Source organism: Ligilactobacillus ubinensis (assembly GCF_024160875.1).
GTDB classification, from domain to species: Bacteria; Bacillota; Bacilli; order Lactobacillales; family Lactobacillaceae; genus Ligilactobacillus; species Ligilactobacillus ubinensis.
This window is the reverse complement of sequence record NZ_JAIULA010000008.1, coordinates 61,846-78,012: the sequence shown is the minus strand read 5'-3', so window position 1 is coordinate 78,012 and position 16,167 is coordinate 61,846. Positions and strand designations below refer to the sequence as shown.

Genomic DNA, 16,167 nt, shown 5'->3' with positions numbered 1-16,167 from the left:
GTTTTTAAAATATGAGAGTAGATTGGAGCAATTGTTTTGAAATTTTTTAAGAAAGTTAGAAAAGCTAGAAAAGTTGAAACTACTACGAATAAAAATAAATCACATATTCCTTTTCGTTTGAATTTTCTCTTTTTAATCGTCTTTTTGCTGTTTGCAGCGTTAATAGGTCAGTTAGCTTATTTGCAGATTTTACATGGGACGATGTTTGAATCAGAGGTATCAAGTAGTGAAACAGAAACAGAAACACAAAATGTCCAACGTGGGCAAATTTATGATTCTTCTGGTAAGGTGTTGGTAAGTAATAAATCGTCAAGAGCTATTACGTATACAAAGCCCTTAAGTGTAACGAATACACAGATGTATTCTGTTGCAAAATATTTGTCAAATTATATAAGTGTTTCTACAAGTTCATTAACAGCTACGAATAAAGCAGATTTTTATTTAGCTAAACATGAAAGTGAAGTTGACAAAAAGATTACAGGTTCTTCTAGCATGTCGTCATCGGAGCTATATAAAGCTGAGTTAGCCTATGTTAAAAAACATAAATTATATGCAGGAATGACACATAAGCAAAAAGAAATAGCTATTCTATACAGTAAGATGAGTAATGCATATTCATTATCTACAGTTTATTTGAAAGCACAAGGCGTAACAGATAAAGAAATGTCCGAAGTTGGTGAACATTTATCTGAAATGGAAGGCATTAAAATAGGCACAAACTGGCGTCGTTCTTATCCTGCAGGGAGTTCAGTTAAGAGTATTATTGGAACTGTAACAACAGAAAAAACAGGTTTGCCAAGTGATTCAATTAATGAGTTATTAGCAGAAGGATATTCACGTAATGATAGTGTTGGTTCTAGCTATATAGAATCCCAATATGAAAATGTTTTAAAAGGAACAAAAAAGACGATTAATGTCGAAACACAAAATGGCAAGGTCTTAAAAGAGACTACTCAATATGGTGGAAAAAAAGGCGATAATGTTGTTTTGACAATTAATGAAAAATTTCAAAAGAAAGTACAAAAATATTTGATGTCCGCTGTTAATAGTGTAAAAAGTTCTAATCCTTATATGCCGGGTGCATATGTTGCAGTTATTAATCCTAATACAGGTGCAATCTATGCATTAGCTGGGGCTAGTCGAAATCTTTCTACCAACAAAGTAACAGCAAATGCATTAGGAACGCTTAATCAAACCTATGTTATGGGTTCTGTTGTTAAGGGTGCCCAAGTTATGGGGGGACTGACCTCAGGAGTTATTACACCATCAAGCAATACTTTGTATGATGAGCCAATTAAACTTAAAGGTACAGCAACTAAAGCATCATGGTTCAATAAAACAGGTGCAGATGATATGTCTCTTACTGCAGAACAAGCTTTGGAAATTTCTTCAAACGTTTATATGATGAAATTAACAATGCTTGAAGTGGGTTATACGTATAAATCAGGTTCTGCGTTGACGATGCCGTCATCGATATTTACTAAGTTAAGAAATAATTTTAATCAGTTTGGTTTAGGTGTGAAGACTGGGATTGATATTCCGGGAGAAAGCACAGGTTATGCAGGTGCTTCTGGTCAAAGTAATATTGGTAAAGCACTTGATTTATCTTTTGGTAACTATGATTCTTATACAACGATTCAGTTGGCTCAATATGTTTCAATGATTGCAAATGGTGGGTATCGTTTGCAGCCACATGTTTTACAATCTATACGTGAAAGTAATAAAAATGGAACATTAGGAAAAACAGTGTATGAATTTGAACCAAATGTGTTAAATGTATATAATGCTTCCTCGTCTGAATGGAATGTCGTAAAAACTGGTTTCTATGATGTTGTTCATGGTTCAATGTCATCAAGAACAGGTACAGCTTTGGAAGATTTAACACCAGAAGTTTCTGCTAAAACAGGGACTGCTCAGACGTATCATGGAACAACTGAAACGATAACACATAGTTTAGTCATGTATGGACCGTCTAACAATGCAAAAGTTGCTATGGCCATCGTTTTCCCTGGAATGGATTCAAGTTCAAGTGGATCAATCGTTCAAACTTTGGCTTCGGAGGTTTATAAAGCTTTCTGGAAAACCGTTCGTTCAAGCAAGGGGATTTCAACTACTACAAGTGATAATGGTAGTGGCGGTAACGATTAAAATTAGAGAGTCAGATAAAGTTTGGTAAGTAATACCTAAATATTTTACAAAGGAAAAAAGTCATTAAATCAACAGTTGTTAAACATGATTTAATGACTTTTTTAGTATAGGTATGATTATGTAGTTTTTTAGTTACTCAAAGAAAATTAATTAACTTGAGTTGCTACTTTTTCTCCATTTAGGATACTCAATGCTGAATCTAAACTAATATCAACCATGTTTTGAACAGCAATATTTGTATAGAAACCAACATGTGGGGTCAAAACAACGTTATCAAAGGAACGTAATTTTTTTAGTTGTTCACTTGGAAGTTCCTTACCTTCTAAGTTGAAATTAAAGAAATTTTCTTCACCAGTTAATGTATCAAGTGCAGCTCCTGCAAGCTTTTTGTTTTCTAAAGCCATTATTAAAGCATCAGTGTCAACAACAGGGCCACGACATTCGTTGATAAGAAAGGCAGTGTTTTTCATTAAACTTAGAGCATGAGCATCAATTAAGTTGCGAGAAGAATCATTTAAATCAACATGAAGACATAAGACATCGGATTCTTTGAGAACAGCATCAAAAGATTTATAAGTTAATATAGATTTTAAGTCAGAGTTTTCAATAGGATCATTGGCAATAATTTTAGAACCAAGTGCATGGAATAGCTTTGCAGTAGTGCCACCAATACGTCCAGCTCCAATAATTCCAATGGTTAAAGAATGGATTTCTTTTGCCTGTAAGCCAGCCCAACGAAAATCTTGTTTAGCAGCACGAGCATCAAATAATTCAAGATTGCGAGTTAACCGAAACGCATGTGCAACGGCTAATTCTGCAACAGAACGGGGGGAATATGCGGGGACATTTGTAATGATTAGATTATTTTTAGTTGCTAAATCCAGATTTAGTACATCAAATCCAGCAGTTCGAGCACTGATTTGTTTTAATCCGAATTCTTTTAGTCGTGGATAAACTTCGGGTTCAATATTATAACGTTGCTGAATAACTAACCCATCATATCCGTTAACTTCTTCAATAGTAGCGGCTTTTAATTCTGAAGTTGTAGTTTTAACTTGTACATCAGGATGACGTTTTTCCCAGGCATCTATAGCAGGTTTTTCATCATCACGGACAGACATCATTAGAATTTTGGTCATATTTTACACATCCTATTTTAATTATTGGGTTAATTATAGCTTAATTCAAAAAACAATACTAGTTTTTGATAAAAGTATTTATTTTTAAAGTTTTGAAATGCTGTCAAGGAAATTTACTTAACATTTTATAAAAAAGACTGGAAAAGAATTTTGAAAAATGATATGATAATAAACGTTGAAGGTAGGAGTCTGCCTTACTTGAATATATATGCTACGTAGTTTGGAGGTTTGAAATATGCGTGTACACATTACATTAGAATGCACAGAGTGTCATGAACAAACATATCTGTCAAGCAAAAATAAACGTAATAATCCAGATCGCTTAGAATTTAAGAAATATTGCCCACGCGATCATAAAGTTACTTTACATCGTGAAACTAAATAAGTGAAACTAGAAATTACGTTTACAGTACTTTCTAAGTTTGGTGTGACTTTAGTGAATAGGAGATTGGGAAGGTTATTTTCTCAATCTCCTATTTAGCTTAGGGGGAATTAAAATATGACGCAATCTAAAGAAGACATACGTAATAAACAGTTAAAACAGCTGAAATTGGCAGAAAACAATTGGGAAAAAGAACAAGATGAATTAATCTTATATCAGAAACTTTTTATGACAACAGAATGGAAGAATGCACAAAATATTGGAATAACAATAAGTCAAGCAGAAGAAATCGATACAAAGCCAATTATTTTAAAAGCGTTATTAGAAAAAAAAGAAGTATATATACCTAAGACATTACCTAAAAGAAAAATGGTATTTGTCCATTTAAAGTCAGAAATAAACATAAAGAGAAATAATATGGGGATCCTAGAGCCTGTTGAACCATATGAAACTATCGAAAAAAGGATGCTTGAGTTATTGATAATACCAGGAGTAGCATATTCCAAAAGTGGAGATCGAATTGGTTATGGAGGCGGATTTTATGACCGTTATCTATTTAACTTTTCTGGAGATGTAATTGCGTTAGCAGATCGCATTCGTTATTTTGAAAAATGCGCTTGGAAAATTGAAGAGACTGATATTAAAATTCCTAAAATTTTAAGTATATAAAGGGGGTCACAGAGTGAATGAAAAACGACCAATTATAACGATAGGCTTGATAATAATAAATGTAATTGTATTTATTTTAATGACATTAGCTGGTGGTACAACTAATATAGACGTATTAATTCAATTTGGTGCAAAGGTTAATGCGGATATTATTGCAGGACAATGGTGGCGCTTTATAACACCAATGTTTATTCATATCGGACTAATGCACATCGTTGTCAACATGGTGACATTATATTTTATAGGTATGCAAATTGAATATATTTTCGGTCCCGCACGTTATTTAGGTATCTATTTAGTTAGTGGTGTTGCAGGAAATATTGCAAGTTTTGCCTTTAATGCAAACGCTGTATCTGCAGGTGCAAGTACTGCTTTATTCGGTTTATTTGGTGCATATTTGATGTTAGGCGAAAGTTTTAGAAGCAATGCTTATATTCATATGATGGCACGTCAGTTTTTGATGTTGATAGTTTTCAATATCATATTTGGGTTTTTTAGTGATGTTGATTTAGCAGGTCATCTTGGTGGATTATTTGCGGGCTTTTTAATAGCATATGTAGTTGGTGTTAAAAACTTAGGCAATGTACCATTAGTAAAGCGCGTGGTTGCAGGGGTTGCTTTAATAGCTATTTTTGGCTTAATGATGAATATTGGTTTTAATCTGGTATAATATCCAGTATAATAATAAGAGGTGATCAACTGATGAAAACGCTATATGATGTTCAACAACTATTAAAGAATTTTGGAATATTTGTTTACGTCGGTAAGAGAATGTGGGATATCGAATTAATGGCATTAGAGCTTGATCATTTACATAAAGCACAAGTTATTGATAACGATACTTTTGCAAAAGCAAAGTTAGTTTTGGTGCATGAGCATCACATTGAAGAAAAGCGGGAACAAGAAAAAAATGATTTATTTGGAGGAATTAATGATGGAAAAAAAGTTGATAGGAGTTGACCTTGGTGGAACAACTATCAAATTCGCCATTTTGAATGAACAAGGTGAGATTCAACAAAAATGGAGTATTGATACAAATATTTTGGATGAAGGGACACATATTGTACCTGATATAGTCGCATCAATCAATCACCATCTTTCTTTATATAAGATGCAACCCGAACAATTTATTGGAATCGGAATGGGAACACCAGGGACGGTTAACCTTGAAAAGGGAACAGTCATTGGAGCATATAACCTCAATTGGAAAACAACGCAAAACGTTAAGCAACAAATAGAAGAAGGAACTGGAATTAAGTTTGCAATTGATAATGATGCAAATGTTGCTGCCTTAGGAGAGCGTTGGCAAGGGGCAGGTAATAATGCTACTGATGTAGTCTTTATTACGCTTGGAACAGGTGTTGGTGGTGGAATTATTTCAAATGGAGAGATGATTCATGGATTAGGTGCTGCCGGAGAAATTGGACATATAAATGTGCAACCAAATGGATATCTATGTACTTGTGGTAATCATGGATGTTTAGAAACATATGCTTCTGCTACAGGTGTTGTAAGAATTGCTCGTGATATGGCCGAAGAGTTTGCTGGTAAATCTACGTTAAAACAAAAGCTGGATGATGGTGAAGAAATTAGTTCGAAAATTATTTTCGATTTGGCAAAAGACAATGATGTTTTAGCAAAAAACGTAGTAGGGCGTGTTTGTTATTATTTAGGACTTACTTGTGCAAATCTAAGTGCTATTTTGAGTCCTAAGTATATTGTAATTGGTGGTGGAGTTTCTGCTGCTGGTAAGTTTTTATTGGATCAAGTAACAGATTATTTCCAAAAATTTGCTTTTCCAACGGTACGTACTTCAACAAAACTAAAACTGGCAGAATTGGGCAACGAAGCAGGTGTAATTGGTGCGGCTTCATTAGCATTAACTTTCAAGTAAAGCAATATAGATAGTTTTTGGTTGTTGTAAAGTAAGAGAAGAGAGGTATTTATTGTGGAACTTTTAGGTGCAGTCAATGTACTGTATATATTAGATATAGTAATGGTGTTAATATTAGCATGGATGATAGGCGTGCAATTATACACTTGGTTGTTAGGACGTCGGGTTGCTAAGATAATTGAAAATAATGAATTTAAAGAAGGAATGCATAAAGCACAAGTAATCGATTTACGTGAAGCTGATTCATTTAAAACTAGTCATATATTGGGTGCGCGGAATATGCCTTATAGTCAGTTTAAAATTTATAAGACAAGTTTGCGTAAAGATATGCCAGTTTATTTATATGAACAAGGAAAAACCTTAAGTATTAGAGCAGCTTCTCAGTTATATAAAGCTGGCTTTAAAGATATTTTTATCTTAAAAGGCGGCCTTAATAAATGGGATGGCAAACTAAAGAAAAAATAAAGATGTATGATATATATAATAATTAAAGCATAGCAAAACCAATGATATTTTAATTACTTTCCATAGTGAATTGATAGTTAATTAATATATCGTTGGTTTTTATTATTTTACAATAAGTAATATATTAAGATTAGTCAATTAATTACACTCTTTTTTTAAGTTGAATTTTCTAAAATATTGTTTAAAAAACGTTTAAAAATCTGTTATATCAGAGTTATTTTAGAATGCGATTCTATAAGAAAAGAAATGAAGGGGTAGTTATGTTGAAAAAAATAGGGCTAATTTTATTGATTTGTAGTAGTATTATATGTTTAAAAACGGCATTAGTACAAGCAAGCACTGTAGGAGAAAAAAGTAATAAAACACCAACCTTATTTTTCCACGGTTATTCAAGTGGTGTACACGCAGAAGAATATATGGCAGAAGGTGCATTTAAAGCGGGCAAAACAAATACAGCAATTATAGCTAATGTTTCACGCACTGGAAAGGTAAAACTATATGATAAAATGAAAGCCAACTCCAAGAATCCATTGGTTTTAGTCAATTTTGAAGCAAATAGAGTAAAAAATTACAATACTCTAGGTAAATGGGTCAGAAACGTTCTAGTGAAATTAAAATCTAAATATAAAATAACAAAGTTTAATGCCGTTGGGCACTCTATGGGTAATATGGCTATTATGTATTATTTGTTGAAATATGGAAATAAATCTAATTTGCCAAAATTACAACGACAAGTAGCGCTTGCTGGGCATTTTAATGGGTTGCCAAGGAAAGTAGACAAACCAGATGAAACTATCATTGCAAGGAATGGCAGACCAGATTTAATGAGTTCTGCATATAAAAAACTATTACATTTACGCGGATATTATGAAAAAAATAGAATTAAAGTGCTAAATATTTATGGAACATTACCGCATGAGGATTCAGATGGAAGAGTAAATAATAATACATCACGTTCTTTAAGATACATTGTTGATGATAATCAAAATTACCAGCAAAAACAATTAAGAGGTGCAAATGTTAGCCATAGTCGTCTTCGTCATAATAAAAGAGTAAATAAAATGATAAACAAGTTTTTGTGGTCTTCTAATAAAAAAACAAAAGCGACTATTAATCAAGGATAGTTAAAAAGTGATACACGTACAATAATTTATATTGTGGACGTGTATCACTTTTTATTAATAACTTATTAGCCTTGGTGTGCTGAGCGACTTTTACGTAAAGCACGGCGACGATGTTCATCTAAGACAGATTCACGTTCCTCGATAGGTTCTACTACTGCTTTTTTAAATGCATAGACGCAGCCAGCTAAAGCACCGAGTGTTGTAACTGTACCAACTAAAAAACCTTTACCAAATGATTTCATGAAGTAACCTCCTGTCTGAAAAAGATATTTTCATTTATATTATGAATGAATTTAAAAAAAATAGCTAGTTATAACTTCTAAAATTTAGTTTATTATAACGAAGAAAAACATTTAAATTTTGAAAAATTATTTTTAACTAAATAATAGATGGTACAATAGATTCTAGTAATAAGCACAAAGGTAGGTATTATGGGAAATAAAGTATTAATCATTGTAGGCCCAACAGCAGTTGGAAAAACACAATTATCAATTGAGTTAGCACAGTATTTTAATGGCGAGATAATTTCTGGTGATTCCATGCAAGTTTATCGTAATTTGGACATCGGGACAGCTAAAATTACGCATAAGGAAATGCAAAATATAAAACACTATTTGATTGATTGCTGTGAGATAGATGAGCGCTGGTCGGTAGCCGAATTTATAAAAGCAAGTAGTCAATATATTGATGAGATAACAAAAAAGAATAAACTGCCCTTTATTGTAGGAGGAACAGGTTTTTATGTCCAAGCATTACTAGATAATTTTCAATTAGGAAAAGATAAGTATGATGAAAATTTAAAGGTACGCAATGAATGGATTGAATATAGCAAAAAAAATGGCAAACGTGCTTTGTGGGATGAATTAAATAAAGTTGATTCCAAAGCAGCAAAAAAGATACCAATTTCAAATGAAAGGCGGGTAGTACGTGCTCTGGAAGTGTATAATGAAACTGGAGAAAAATTTTCAAATCAAAAAGATGTTCGTAATAAAGATTTTGATCCACTTATTATAGGGTTAACAACTAAACGTGAAAAGTTATATGAACGGATTAATCAACGGGTAGATTTGATGTTGATTGAAGGTCTTGAAACTGAGGCAAGGAGAGTTTATGAAACAGGAAATGTTGAATTGCCTGCAGCTAAGGGGATAGGTTACAAGGAATTTTATCCTTATTTTAGAGGAGAATATTCTTATCAAAGAGCGGTTGAACTAATTAAACAAAATTCAAGGCACTATGCCAAACGCCAACTAACTTGGTTTCGCAATAAAATGGATGTTATATGGTTTGATTTAATTGAAAAACCTGAAGAAACAGAAAAAATAAAAAAAGTCATTACTGAATGGATACAGAAATAGGAGAATAAAAGATGGTTTCATGGAAGGATAAGTTTCCAGAAGAATTACAAAAGAAAATAGAAGAGGTCGATCAAAAAATTGCTTCTCAACTAAATAAGATGGATGAACAAGCACTTTATAATCAGCAAAGAGTTTTGGAATTATTCAAAAAGCACCATGTTGCAGAAGAAGATTTGGTAGATTCAACAGGGTATGGCTATGATGATGTTGGTAGAGAAAAACTTGAAAAAATATTTGCAGACTATTTTAAAACGGAAGATGCATATGTAAGGCCACAGATGGTTTCTGGTACACATGCGATATCAACAGCATTGTTCAGTATTTTACGTCCAGGAGATACTTTATATTATTTAACCGGTATGCCATATGATACGATTCAAGAAGTAATCGGGGTTGCAGGAAACAACCCAGGAACGATGGATGAATTTAATATAAAGTTTTCTTATACACCGCTTCTTGAAAATGGTAAGGTTGATTACGAAACTGCACAAAATACTTTACAGGATGATTCTAATATTAAAGTTGTAGCTATTCAAAGATCACGTGGATATGCAACAAGAGATAGCTTTACAGTAAAAGAAATTGCTGAAATGATTAAATTTGTAAAGAAACTTATACCAAATGCAGTAATCTTTATTGACAATTGTTATGGAGAGTTTTCGGAAGCAATTGAACCTACTTTTTATGGAGCAGATTTAATGGCAGGCTCACTTTTCAAAAATGCTGGTGCAGGTATTGTAAAAGGTGGGGCTTTCTTAGTTGGTAACCATGATCTAATTGAAGGTGCAGCAGCGCGTTTAGTTGCACCGGGTGTTGGTAAGGGAGAAGGGGCTACATGGGGATATATGCGTGATTTTTATCAAGGCTTCTTTATGGCACCACATACAACAGTTCAAGCTATAAAGGGTTCCATTTATACCGCGGCATTATTAGAAAGTATGGGCATGGATGTTTCACCTGCTTGGGATGCACCTCGAACAGATCTAGTTCAAACTGTAATTTTTCATAAACCGGAGCCAATGATTAAGTTTTGTGCCTGTATTCAACATTATTCAGCAATGAATTCATATGTTGACCCAGTACCAAGTTATATGGAAGGATACGAAGATAAGGTTATTATGGCATCGGGAAGCTTTACCGAAGGTTCAACTATCGAATTATCAAGTGATGGTCCTTTACGTGCACCATATGCATTATATATACAAGGCGGTTTATCTTATGAACATGTTAAAGTGGCAATTTCAAATGCAGTGAACGAAACTTTTTACAAATAAAGTCAATTTATGTTATAAAATATAACATAGATAGTTGACTTTTTAAAAAACACTTGTTATTATAATGTTGTAATTCAGAGGAGGGTTGTTATGAAGGAAAAAGAACTTCGACGCTCACAGGCTGTTTTGCCGATTGGAACAGTAATGAAATTAACTAATCTTTCTGCTCGACAAATTCGTTATTATGAAGAGCAAGAACTTGTTATTCCAGCACGTAACGAAGGCAATCGGCGTATGTATTCGCTAAATGATATTGATAAATTACTTGAGATAAAAGATTTTCTTGCTGATGGTATTAATATGGCAGGGATAAAGCGAATATATGAAGAGCAAGCAGAAAAACAAGCAGAAAAACAAGCAGAACTTTCTAAGCCTTTAACTGACGAAGATGTTCGTCGAATTTTAAGAGATGAATTTATTAATGTTAGTAGATTAACTAAGAGCAATGGCTACTCTTTCCGGACTAACAGAAACCTCTAAAATATATTACAAGGAGCGAGTTTAAATGGCAAAACCTACATATACTAAGGACGATATCCGACGTGTTGCAAAAGAAGAAAATGTAAAATTCTTACGTTTAATGTTTACAGATTTGTATGGTACAATCAAAAATGTTGAAGTTCCTATTAGTCAATTAGATAAACTACTCGATAACAAGTTGATGTTTGATGGTTCATCTATCGACGGCTTTGTTCGTATTGAAGAAAGTGATATGTGGCTATATCCAGATCTTTCTACTTGGATGATTTTCCCATGGGGGAATGAACATGGAAAGATTGCACGAGTTATTTGTGAAGTTTATAATGCTGATAGAACACCATTCTTGGGCGATCCACGTAACAACTTAATTCGTGTTTTAGATGAGATGAAAGAACTAGGTTTTACAGACTTTAATATCGGACCTGAACCAGAATTTTTCCTTTTCAAGCTAGATCCTGAAACAGGAAAACCAACAACTCATTTAAACGATCAAGGTAGTTACTTTGATTTAGCACCAATGGACTTAGGTGAAAACTGTCGTCGTGACATTGTATTAGAACTTGAAAAACTAGGTTTTGATGTAGAAGCTTCGCACCATGAAGTAGCTCCTGGACAACACGAGGTAGATTTTAAGTATGCTGATGCATTAACTGCTTGTGATAACATTCAGACATTTAAACTTGTTGTTAAAACAGTTGCACGTAAGCATGGATTACACGCAACATTTATGCCAAAACCACTAGAACGTATTAATGGTTCAGGAATGCATTTAAATATGTCATTGTTTACTAAAGATGGTAGTGCATTCTTTGATGAAAATGGAGAGCAACAATTATCTGACACAGCATACCACTTCTTGGCTGGATTATTGAAGCATGCTCGTAATTTTACAGCACTTACCAACCCAACGGTAAACTCATATAAACGCTTAGTTCCTGGGTATGAAGCTCCTGTTTATGTTGCATGGTCAGGTCGCAACCGTTCACCAATGGTACGTGTTCCAATAGCGCGTGGTGCATCTACTCGTTTGGAATTGCGTTCAGTTGATCCATCTGCTAATCCTTATTTAGCAATTGCTGCAGTTTTAGCTGCAGGTCTTGATGGTTTGAAGAATAAGTTAGAACCATCTAAACCAGTTGATCGCAATATTTACTCAATGACTGAAGAAGAACGTGCAGCTGTTGGTATTGTTGATTTACCTTCAACATTACATAATGCTTTAAAAGCATTGCGTACAGATGAAGTTATCAAAGATGCTATGGGCTCACATTTATATTCGAATTTCATGGAAGGTAAACGTTTGGAATGGGAAGCATATCGCTTAGAAGTTTCTCAGTGGGAACGCGATCAATATTTAGAAATGTACTAAACAGGGTAGTAACTGTTTAATTGAAATAAAGAGTTTCTAAAGTTGATATCAATGAGGATAGTTAAGTAGTTAAACTAGAAAAGTTAGAAATGCTAAGGCACTTAACTATAATATTCATATAAGTTTTAAGGCTTTTCAACTAGCTGTCTATTCTAAATCAGAATAGGCAGCTTTTTTATAGTTAGTTTTTTATAATTCAAAACCAAAAAACTATTTTTGATTGCCAGCAAAGTTTTAAGACGAAAGTTATCAAAATTTCTAAAACCCTGAAGTAAGATTTGTATATTATGAGTATTGTGATAGCGAAGAAATTAAGTTTGATGAAATAGACAATATTATAATAAAACAGTCGTTATTTTTATAGATATAGAAACTATTTATAAGACAACAGAAAGACAACGGAATTATTATTTTTAGTGATTTATAATAATTTTAAAGTTTTAGAACGCTGATTTGATAGTATTAAAAGTATACAATTTGTTAGAACTATGATACTCACATGTGGCTTATTTATTGTCAGAAGGTGCAGATATTTATTTTATTAGTAAAAGATTAGGACATTCAGATTTAGCAACAACTACACGAACGTACGCTTATTTGCTTGATGAATTTAAAGTTAAGCAAGATAATGCGTTTGAAAAATATCTTAATAATTTGACGATTCAAGAAACCGAAAAAGAAAAACAGTCTATTATTAACAAATAAAGATTGCAACAAAATTGCAACAGATTGTTTCTAACGTAGTCAAACATAGCAAAACAAGCAAATAAAAAAGCCTTAAAATCAACGTTTTAAGACTCTAAATCTAGTATAGAAATGCAAAATATGCCACTGGCAGGAGTCGAACCTGTACTCGGATAAACCGAACAACGACCTGAACGTTGCGCGTCTGCCAATTCCGCCACAGTGGCAAAAGCCCCATTTAGCAGTACTTAATAAATATACTACAATTTTTATGAAAAGAAAAGGGCATTAATGTTTACGTATAAAGTTTATAACTGTTCCATATCCGTGAAGTAACATATACTTGGGACCAACAGCAACACGAACAATTTCTGGAACAAAGCGAACCTCTATAATTGCATCTCCTTGTAAGGCAACAGCTTTTTTAGTTAACTGTTCCTTTATAATTTCGTAAAGGTCATCATATTGGTCGACTTTATCGATTTCATCTGCTAACAGAGTTTTCTTAGTTGTTGCATTTACTATTCCTTTAATTGCATATGTACGATTAATCCCGCCTGTTGTTAAAAACATAGTATACCCCCTATTTATTAGCATAATTTAATTGTAAAGTAAGTATTTATAGCTGACAAGTAAAAATTAGTAATTATTTAAATATTAAGGAAGAATTGTTGCATTCAAACGAATAATAATATAAAATCAAATTAATGAAAACGCAATCATGAAGGGAGATGGGCATATGGTAAATGAATTTTTGCATTACTATGTCCAAAGAGCGAGAATATATAGAAATGAAGCACAACGTGCAATAACGTATACAACGTTGGAAGAACCTGAAAGAGCAGAAATAATCAGAAAAACTTTGTTACGTTCTGTTGATGCAGAATTAGCTAATTTATCAACAGAAATTGTTGATTATGCTAATTTGCTAAAAGATATTCAAGCTTTTTCTAAAAATAAAAAAAATTTAGTAGAACAACTAACTTTTATAAGAGGAAATTGTCAATTATTTATTGCTAAACATACGGAGGAAAAATAATATAATAAATGCTATAATTATAGTGAAACAGTAGTCATCTGATGCTGTTAAAATCCTATAAAAGGGAGGAATTGAAAATGCTAAAACAAGGATATAAAGTCATTCTTGTCCCAGTTGATGGTTCAAAAACCTCAGAAAAAGCACTTTTAACAGGTATAGAAATTGCTAAAAGAAATGATGCTCATTTAGATATTTTAAATGTGATTGATCTGAAGCAATTTTCTGTCAGTTTTAACGGCATGATAGATGCAAATGGCGATGTTGTGTATCAAACGTTTGAAGATGTTGAAAAGTATCTTGGACAACTAAAAAAACAAGTAGAGAAAAAGGGTTTGAAGGATGTAGACATTCATGTACGTTTTGGTTCTCCACGTAACGTTATTGCACGTGATTTTCCAGCTGATCACAAAACAGATTTAATTGTTATGGGGCCAACAGGATTAAATCCCGTTGAAAGAGTTTTAGTTGGGGTAATTAGTGACTATGTGATTAGAACTGCTTCTTGTGACGTTATGATAGCACGCTAAATAAATATTTATTATAAAAGGCTGGAAATAGGAAAATTTCCGGCTTTTTAATTTAGAAAGTATATGAATTGTTCAAGTATAACAGAAAATAAGTGTTATAATTAAATGAAAATTTTAACGAGGGGAGCCAAAAGATGTTTGCTAAGTATATAGAATTTGTAATTTATGCATTACTAATTATTCTCACAGTATACAATATTAGGCTTAATATGCAGATGATGAAATTTAAGCGTAAAGAAAATATTAGGACTCCAGATGAACTTAATCAAATTGAAGGCGATAAGGTTAATGAATTAACTAAAAATAAAAAGAAGTGGACTGTATTGGGACAACTTATTTTTTTGTTCGCTTTATATATGGCCATAGTAGGTACAGTGGTTGAATTAGCCTTTTTTCTAGATTTATATACAGTTACGACAATTGTGAATAATAAATTAACTTATCAAATACTTAAATTTTTGATAGCTGAAAAATAGATATAATAGAGTTTGTATAATTTTAATTGGTAATTGAGAATGGTTAGGTGAGTTTTAATAGTGAATAATTTTAAAATGTACTGTTTTTCTCTAAGTAAGGGCATAATACCGTTAGTAATACTACTTGCATTGGTTAGTCTAGTTAATTTGAAAAATTGGCAATTACTCTTTGACTACTATTTGCTAAGTAATTATCTAGCATTTTATCCTTTCAATCTTCGCCAAAAGAAATTAGCTGAAGAGAATAAGTCTCTTAAAAGAAGGCGAAGAAGTTTAAATCAGATTGATGAGAGTGATGATATTTTAGAAGATGAGGAGCAGCAAGAAAATTTAAGTAGACGCAGCAAACCATCAAGTTCAAGACATGTGAATAATGATGAACATAGAAAACTGTTTAATGGTGGAGATAAAACCAAAGATATTTTAACAGATTGGTGTATCTCATTTTTAAAGCATACAGTATTGTTACTAGGTGCGCCACTTATTTTTTTATATTATTTTTTGGAAGAAAAAAATTAAATGGCTATATATTGAGTAAAGAAACGGGCTGATAGTTTGGAAAATAGAATTTGTGTCTTTTGTGGTTCAAATGCAGGTGATGACAATAATTTTAGAGAACAATTAATTCGTTTAGCGAAAGATATTGTTAAAACTAATGGGACATTAATATATGGTGGTGGTAGACTTGGTTTAATGGGATTTGCATGTCAAGAAGTAGTTTCTAGAGGTGGAAAAGTAATTGGAGTAGTACCACGTATTCTAGAAAATCATGCTGTAGAACCAAGTTCTCAAATTGAATTAATTCATGTTGACAATATGGCTAATCGTAAAGAAAAATTTATTGAATTAGCAGATGTTTTTGTTGTATTTCCAGGTGGATTAGGTACAATGGAGGAATTTTTCCAGGTTTATTCATGGGCACAGTTAGGCATTATAAAGAAACCCATTGTTTTAGTTAACATTGATAATTATTATAGTAAGTTAATAGATTTCTTGAATGTTAGTGTGGAGCATGGCTTCATGCCGCAGGAGAATGTTGATGCGCTGATAACATGTGTAGACATACAAGTTGGATTAAAGAAGGCAAAACATTTTCAATACAAGCATGTAAATAAATGGAAAAAGATGAAACATTGATA

General features: G+C 32.7%; 21 protein-coding genes and 1 tRNA gene. 18 read left to right on the top strand and 4 right to left on the bottom strand.

The features are described from left to right. Positions 1-36: 36 nt before the first annotated feature. Positions 37-2,148: a peptidoglycan D,D-transpeptidase FtsI family protein gene (locus LB941_RS05510; protein WP_253360168.1), complete on the top strand. Its 2,112-nt coding sequence runs from the start codon at positions 37-39 to the stop codon at positions 2,146-2,148. A gap of 146 nt (positions 2,149-2,294) precedes the next feature. On the opposite strand, the gene LB941_RS05505 is transcribed toward LB941_RS05510, so the two are convergent. Continuing rightward, complete coding sequence (locus LB941_RS05505; protein ID WP_253360167.1) at positions 2,295-3,287, bottom strand: D-2-hydroxyacid dehydrogenase; 993 nt, start codon at positions 3,285-3,287, stop codon at positions 2,295-2,297. A 235-nt stretch (positions 3,288-3,522) separates the two neighbouring features. Between LB941_RS05505 and rpmG the strand changes: the two genes are divergently transcribed. From rpmG to LB941_RS05470, 7 genes are all read left to right on the top strand, one after another. Then, on the top strand, positions 3,523-3,672 hold the full coding sequence (rpmG, locus tag LB941_RS05500) for a 50S ribosomal protein L33 (protein WP_253360166.1): 150 nt from the start codon (positions 3,523-3,525) through the stop codon (positions 3,670-3,672). Positions 3,673-3,786: 114 nt separating this feature from the next. Continuing rightward, positions 3,787-4,338 carry a 5-formyltetrahydrofolate cyclo-ligase gene (locus LB941_RS05495; RefSeq protein WP_253360165.1) on the top strand — a complete coding sequence of 184 codons (552 nt, stop codon included), beginning with the start codon at positions 3,787-3,789 and terminating at the stop codon, positions 4,336-4,338. 13 nt (positions 4,339-4,351) lie between these two features. Next, complete coding sequence (locus LB941_RS05490; protein ID WP_253360162.1) at positions 4,352-5,008, top strand: rhomboid family intramembrane serine protease; 657 nt, start codon at positions 4,352-4,354, stop codon at positions 5,006-5,008. A gap of 32 nt (positions 5,009-5,040) precedes the next feature. After that, positions 5,041-5,298 carry a YqgQ family protein gene (locus LB941_RS05485; RefSeq protein ID WP_253360160.1) on the top strand — a complete coding sequence of 86 codons (258 nt, stop codon included), beginning with the start codon at positions 5,041-5,043 and terminating at the stop codon, positions 5,296-5,298. Next, the gene (locus LB941_RS05480) at positions 5,273-6,232 is read left to right on the top strand and encodes an ROK family glucokinase (RefSeq protein WP_253360213.1); all 960 of its coding nucleotides are present in this window, start codon (positions 5,273-5,275) and stop codon (positions 6,230-6,232) included. Before LB941_RS05485 ends, LB941_RS05480 begins: the two co-directional genes overlap by 26 nt. Positions 6,233-6,334: 102 nt before the next feature. Further along, complete coding sequence (locus LB941_RS05475; RefSeq protein WP_253360212.1) at positions 6,335-6,697, top strand: rhodanese-like domain-containing protein; 363 nt, start codon at positions 6,335-6,337, stop codon at positions 6,695-6,697. A gap of 260 nt (positions 6,698-6,957) precedes the next feature. Further along, on the top strand, positions 6,958-7,821 hold the full coding sequence (locus LB941_RS05470) for an alpha/beta hydrolase (RefSeq protein ID WP_253360158.1): 864 nt from the start codon (positions 6,958-6,960) through the stop codon (positions 7,819-7,821). A 65-nt stretch (positions 7,822-7,886) separates the two neighbouring features. Here the strand turns inward: LB941_RS05470 and LB941_RS05465 are convergent, their stop codons facing one another. After that, on the bottom strand, positions 7,887-8,063 hold the full coding sequence (locus tag LB941_RS05465; RefSeq protein WP_253360157.1) for a DUF3042 family protein: 177 nt from the start codon (positions 8,061-8,063) through the stop codon (positions 7,887-7,889). A 189-nt stretch (positions 8,064-8,252) separates the two neighbouring features. On the opposite strand from LB941_RS05465, the gene miaA reads away from it, so the two are divergent. From miaA to LB941_RS05440, 5 genes are all read left to right on the top strand, one after another. Then, on the top strand, positions 8,253-9,179 hold the full coding sequence (gene miaA, locus LB941_RS05460; RefSeq protein ID WP_253360156.1) for a tRNA (adenosine(37)-N6)-dimethylallyltransferase MiaA: 927 nt from the start codon (positions 8,253-8,255) through the stop codon (positions 9,177-9,179). Between the two features lie 11 nt (positions 9,180-9,190). Further along, entirely contained in the window at positions 9,191-10,453 is a 1,263-nt protein-coding gene (locus tag LB941_RS05455; RefSeq protein ID WP_253360155.1) for a methionine gamma-lyase family protein, read from the top strand. Positions 10,454-10,543: 90 nt separating this feature from the next. Further along, positions 10,544-10,933, top strand: a complete 390-nt coding sequence (locus LB941_RS05450) for a MerR family transcriptional regulator (protein WP_253360154.1) — start codon at positions 10,544-10,546, stop codon at positions 10,931-10,933. 25 nt (positions 10,934-10,958) lie between these two features. Continuing rightward, the gene (gene glnA / locus LB941_RS05445) at positions 10,959-12,302 is read left to right on the top strand and encodes a type I glutamate--ammonia ligase (RefSeq protein ID WP_253360153.1); all 1,344 of its coding nucleotides are present in this window, start codon (positions 10,959-10,961) and stop codon (positions 12,300-12,302) included. Positions 12,303-12,815: 513 nt separating this feature from the next. Beyond that, positions 12,816-13,007 carry a hypothetical protein gene (locus LB941_RS05440; protein WP_253360152.1) on the top strand — a complete coding sequence of 64 codons (192 nt, stop codon included), beginning with the start codon at positions 12,816-12,818 and terminating at the stop codon, positions 13,005-13,007. 121 nt (positions 13,008-13,128) lie between these two features. On the opposite strand, the gene LB941_RS05435 is transcribed toward LB941_RS05440, so the two are convergent. Continuing rightward, positions 13,129-13,213, bottom strand: a tRNA-Leu gene (locus LB941_RS05435). Between the two features lie 61 nt (positions 13,214-13,274). Continuing rightward, on the bottom strand, positions 13,275-13,559 hold the full coding sequence (locus LB941_RS05430; RefSeq protein WP_253360150.1) for a hypothetical protein: 285 nt from the start codon (positions 13,557-13,559) through the stop codon (positions 13,275-13,277). A gap of 166 nt (positions 13,560-13,725) precedes the next feature. Here LB941_RS05430 and LB941_RS05425 point away from each other — a divergent pair, with 166 nt between their 5' ends. The 5 genes from LB941_RS05425 to LB941_RS05405 all read left to right on the top strand — a co-directional run bounded on the left by LB941_RS05425 (position 13,726) and on the right by LB941_RS05405 (position 16,165). Beyond that, positions 13,726-14,025 carry a hypothetical protein gene (locus LB941_RS05425; RefSeq protein WP_253360148.1) on the top strand — a complete coding sequence of 100 codons (300 nt, stop codon included), beginning with the start codon at positions 13,726-13,728 and terminating at the stop codon, positions 14,023-14,025. A gap of 77 nt (positions 14,026-14,102) precedes the next feature. Continuing rightward, entirely contained in the window at positions 14,103-14,552 is a 450-nt protein-coding gene (locus tag LB941_RS05420; protein WP_253360145.1) for a universal stress protein, read from the top strand. A gap of 134 nt (positions 14,553-14,686) precedes the next feature. Continuing rightward, complete coding sequence (locus tag LB941_RS05415) at positions 14,687-15,028, top strand: hypothetical protein (protein ID WP_253360143.1); 342 nt, start codon at positions 14,687-14,689, stop codon at positions 15,026-15,028. A 60-nt stretch (positions 15,029-15,088) separates the two neighbouring features. Beyond that, a complete protein-coding gene (locus LB941_RS05410) occupies positions 15,089-15,547 on the top strand; it encodes a hypothetical protein (RefSeq protein ID WP_253360141.1) in 459 nt (152 codons plus the stop codon). Between the two features lie 36 nt (positions 15,548-15,583). Next, positions 15,584-16,165, top strand: coding sequence for an LOG family protein (locus LB941_RS05405; RefSeq protein ID WP_253360139.1), 582 nt, complete (start codon positions 15,584-15,586; stop codon positions 16,163-16,165). Positions 16,166-16,167: the final 2 nt, after the last annotated feature.

Bases quoted from the DNA above. Each gene is read 5' to 3' on its own strand.
- LB941_RS05505 (WP_253360167.1), bottom strand. From the start codon at position 3,287: ATGACCAAAATTCTAATGATGTCTGTCCGTGATGATGAAAAACCTGCT.
- rpmG (WP_253360166.1), top strand. From the start codon at position 3,523: ATGCGTGTACACATTACATTAGAATGCACAGAGTGTCATGAACAAACA.
- LB941_RS05495 (WP_253360165.1), top strand. From the start codon at position 3,787: ATGACGCAATCTAAAGAAGACATACGTAATAAACAGTTAAAACAGCTG.
- LB941_RS05485 (WP_253360160.1), top strand. From the start codon at position 5,041: ATGAAAACGCTATATGATGTTCAACAACTATTAAAGAATTTTGGAATA.
- LB941_RS05480 (WP_253360213.1), top strand. From the start codon at position 5,273: ATGGAAAAAAAGTTGATAGGAGTTGACCTTGGTGGAACAACTATCAAA.
- LB941_RS05475 (WP_253360212.1), top strand. From the start codon at position 6,335: ATGGTGTTAATATTAGCATGGATGATAGGCGTGCAATTATACACTTGG.
- LB941_RS05470 (WP_253360158.1), top strand. From the start codon at position 6,958: ATGTTGAAAAAAATAGGGCTAATTTTATTGATTTGTAGTAGTATTATA.
- LB941_RS05465 (WP_253360157.1), bottom strand. From the start codon at position 8,063: ATGAAATCATTTGGTAAAGGTTTTTTAGTTGGTACAGTTACAACACTC.
- miaA (WP_253360156.1), top strand. From the start codon at position 8,253: ATGGGAAATAAAGTATTAATCATTGTAGGCCCAACAGCAGTTGGAAAA.
- LB941_RS05455 (WP_253360155.1), top strand. From the start codon at position 9,191: ATGGTTTCATGGAAGGATAAGTTTCCAGAAGAATTACAAAAGAAAATA.
- LB941_RS05450 (WP_253360154.1), top strand. From the start codon at position 10,544: ATGAAGGAAAAAGAACTTCGACGCTCACAGGCTGTTTTGCCGATTGGA.
- glnA (WP_253360153.1), top strand. From the start codon at position 10,959: ATGGCAAAACCTACATATACTAAGGACGATATCCGACGTGTTGCAAAA.
- LB941_RS05430 (WP_253360150.1), bottom strand. From the start codon at position 13,559: ATGTTTTTAACAACAGGCGGGATTAATCGTACATATGCAATTAAAGGA.
- LB941_RS05425 (WP_253360148.1), top strand. From the start codon at position 13,726: ATGGTAAATGAATTTTTGCATTACTATGTCCAAAGAGCGAGAATATAT.
- LB941_RS05420 (WP_253360145.1), top strand. From the start codon at position 14,103: ATGCTAAAACAAGGATATAAAGTCATTCTTGTCCCAGTTGATGGTTCA.
- LB941_RS05415 (WP_253360143.1), top strand. From the start codon at position 14,687: ATGTTTGCTAAGTATATAGAATTTGTAATTTATGCATTACTAATTATT.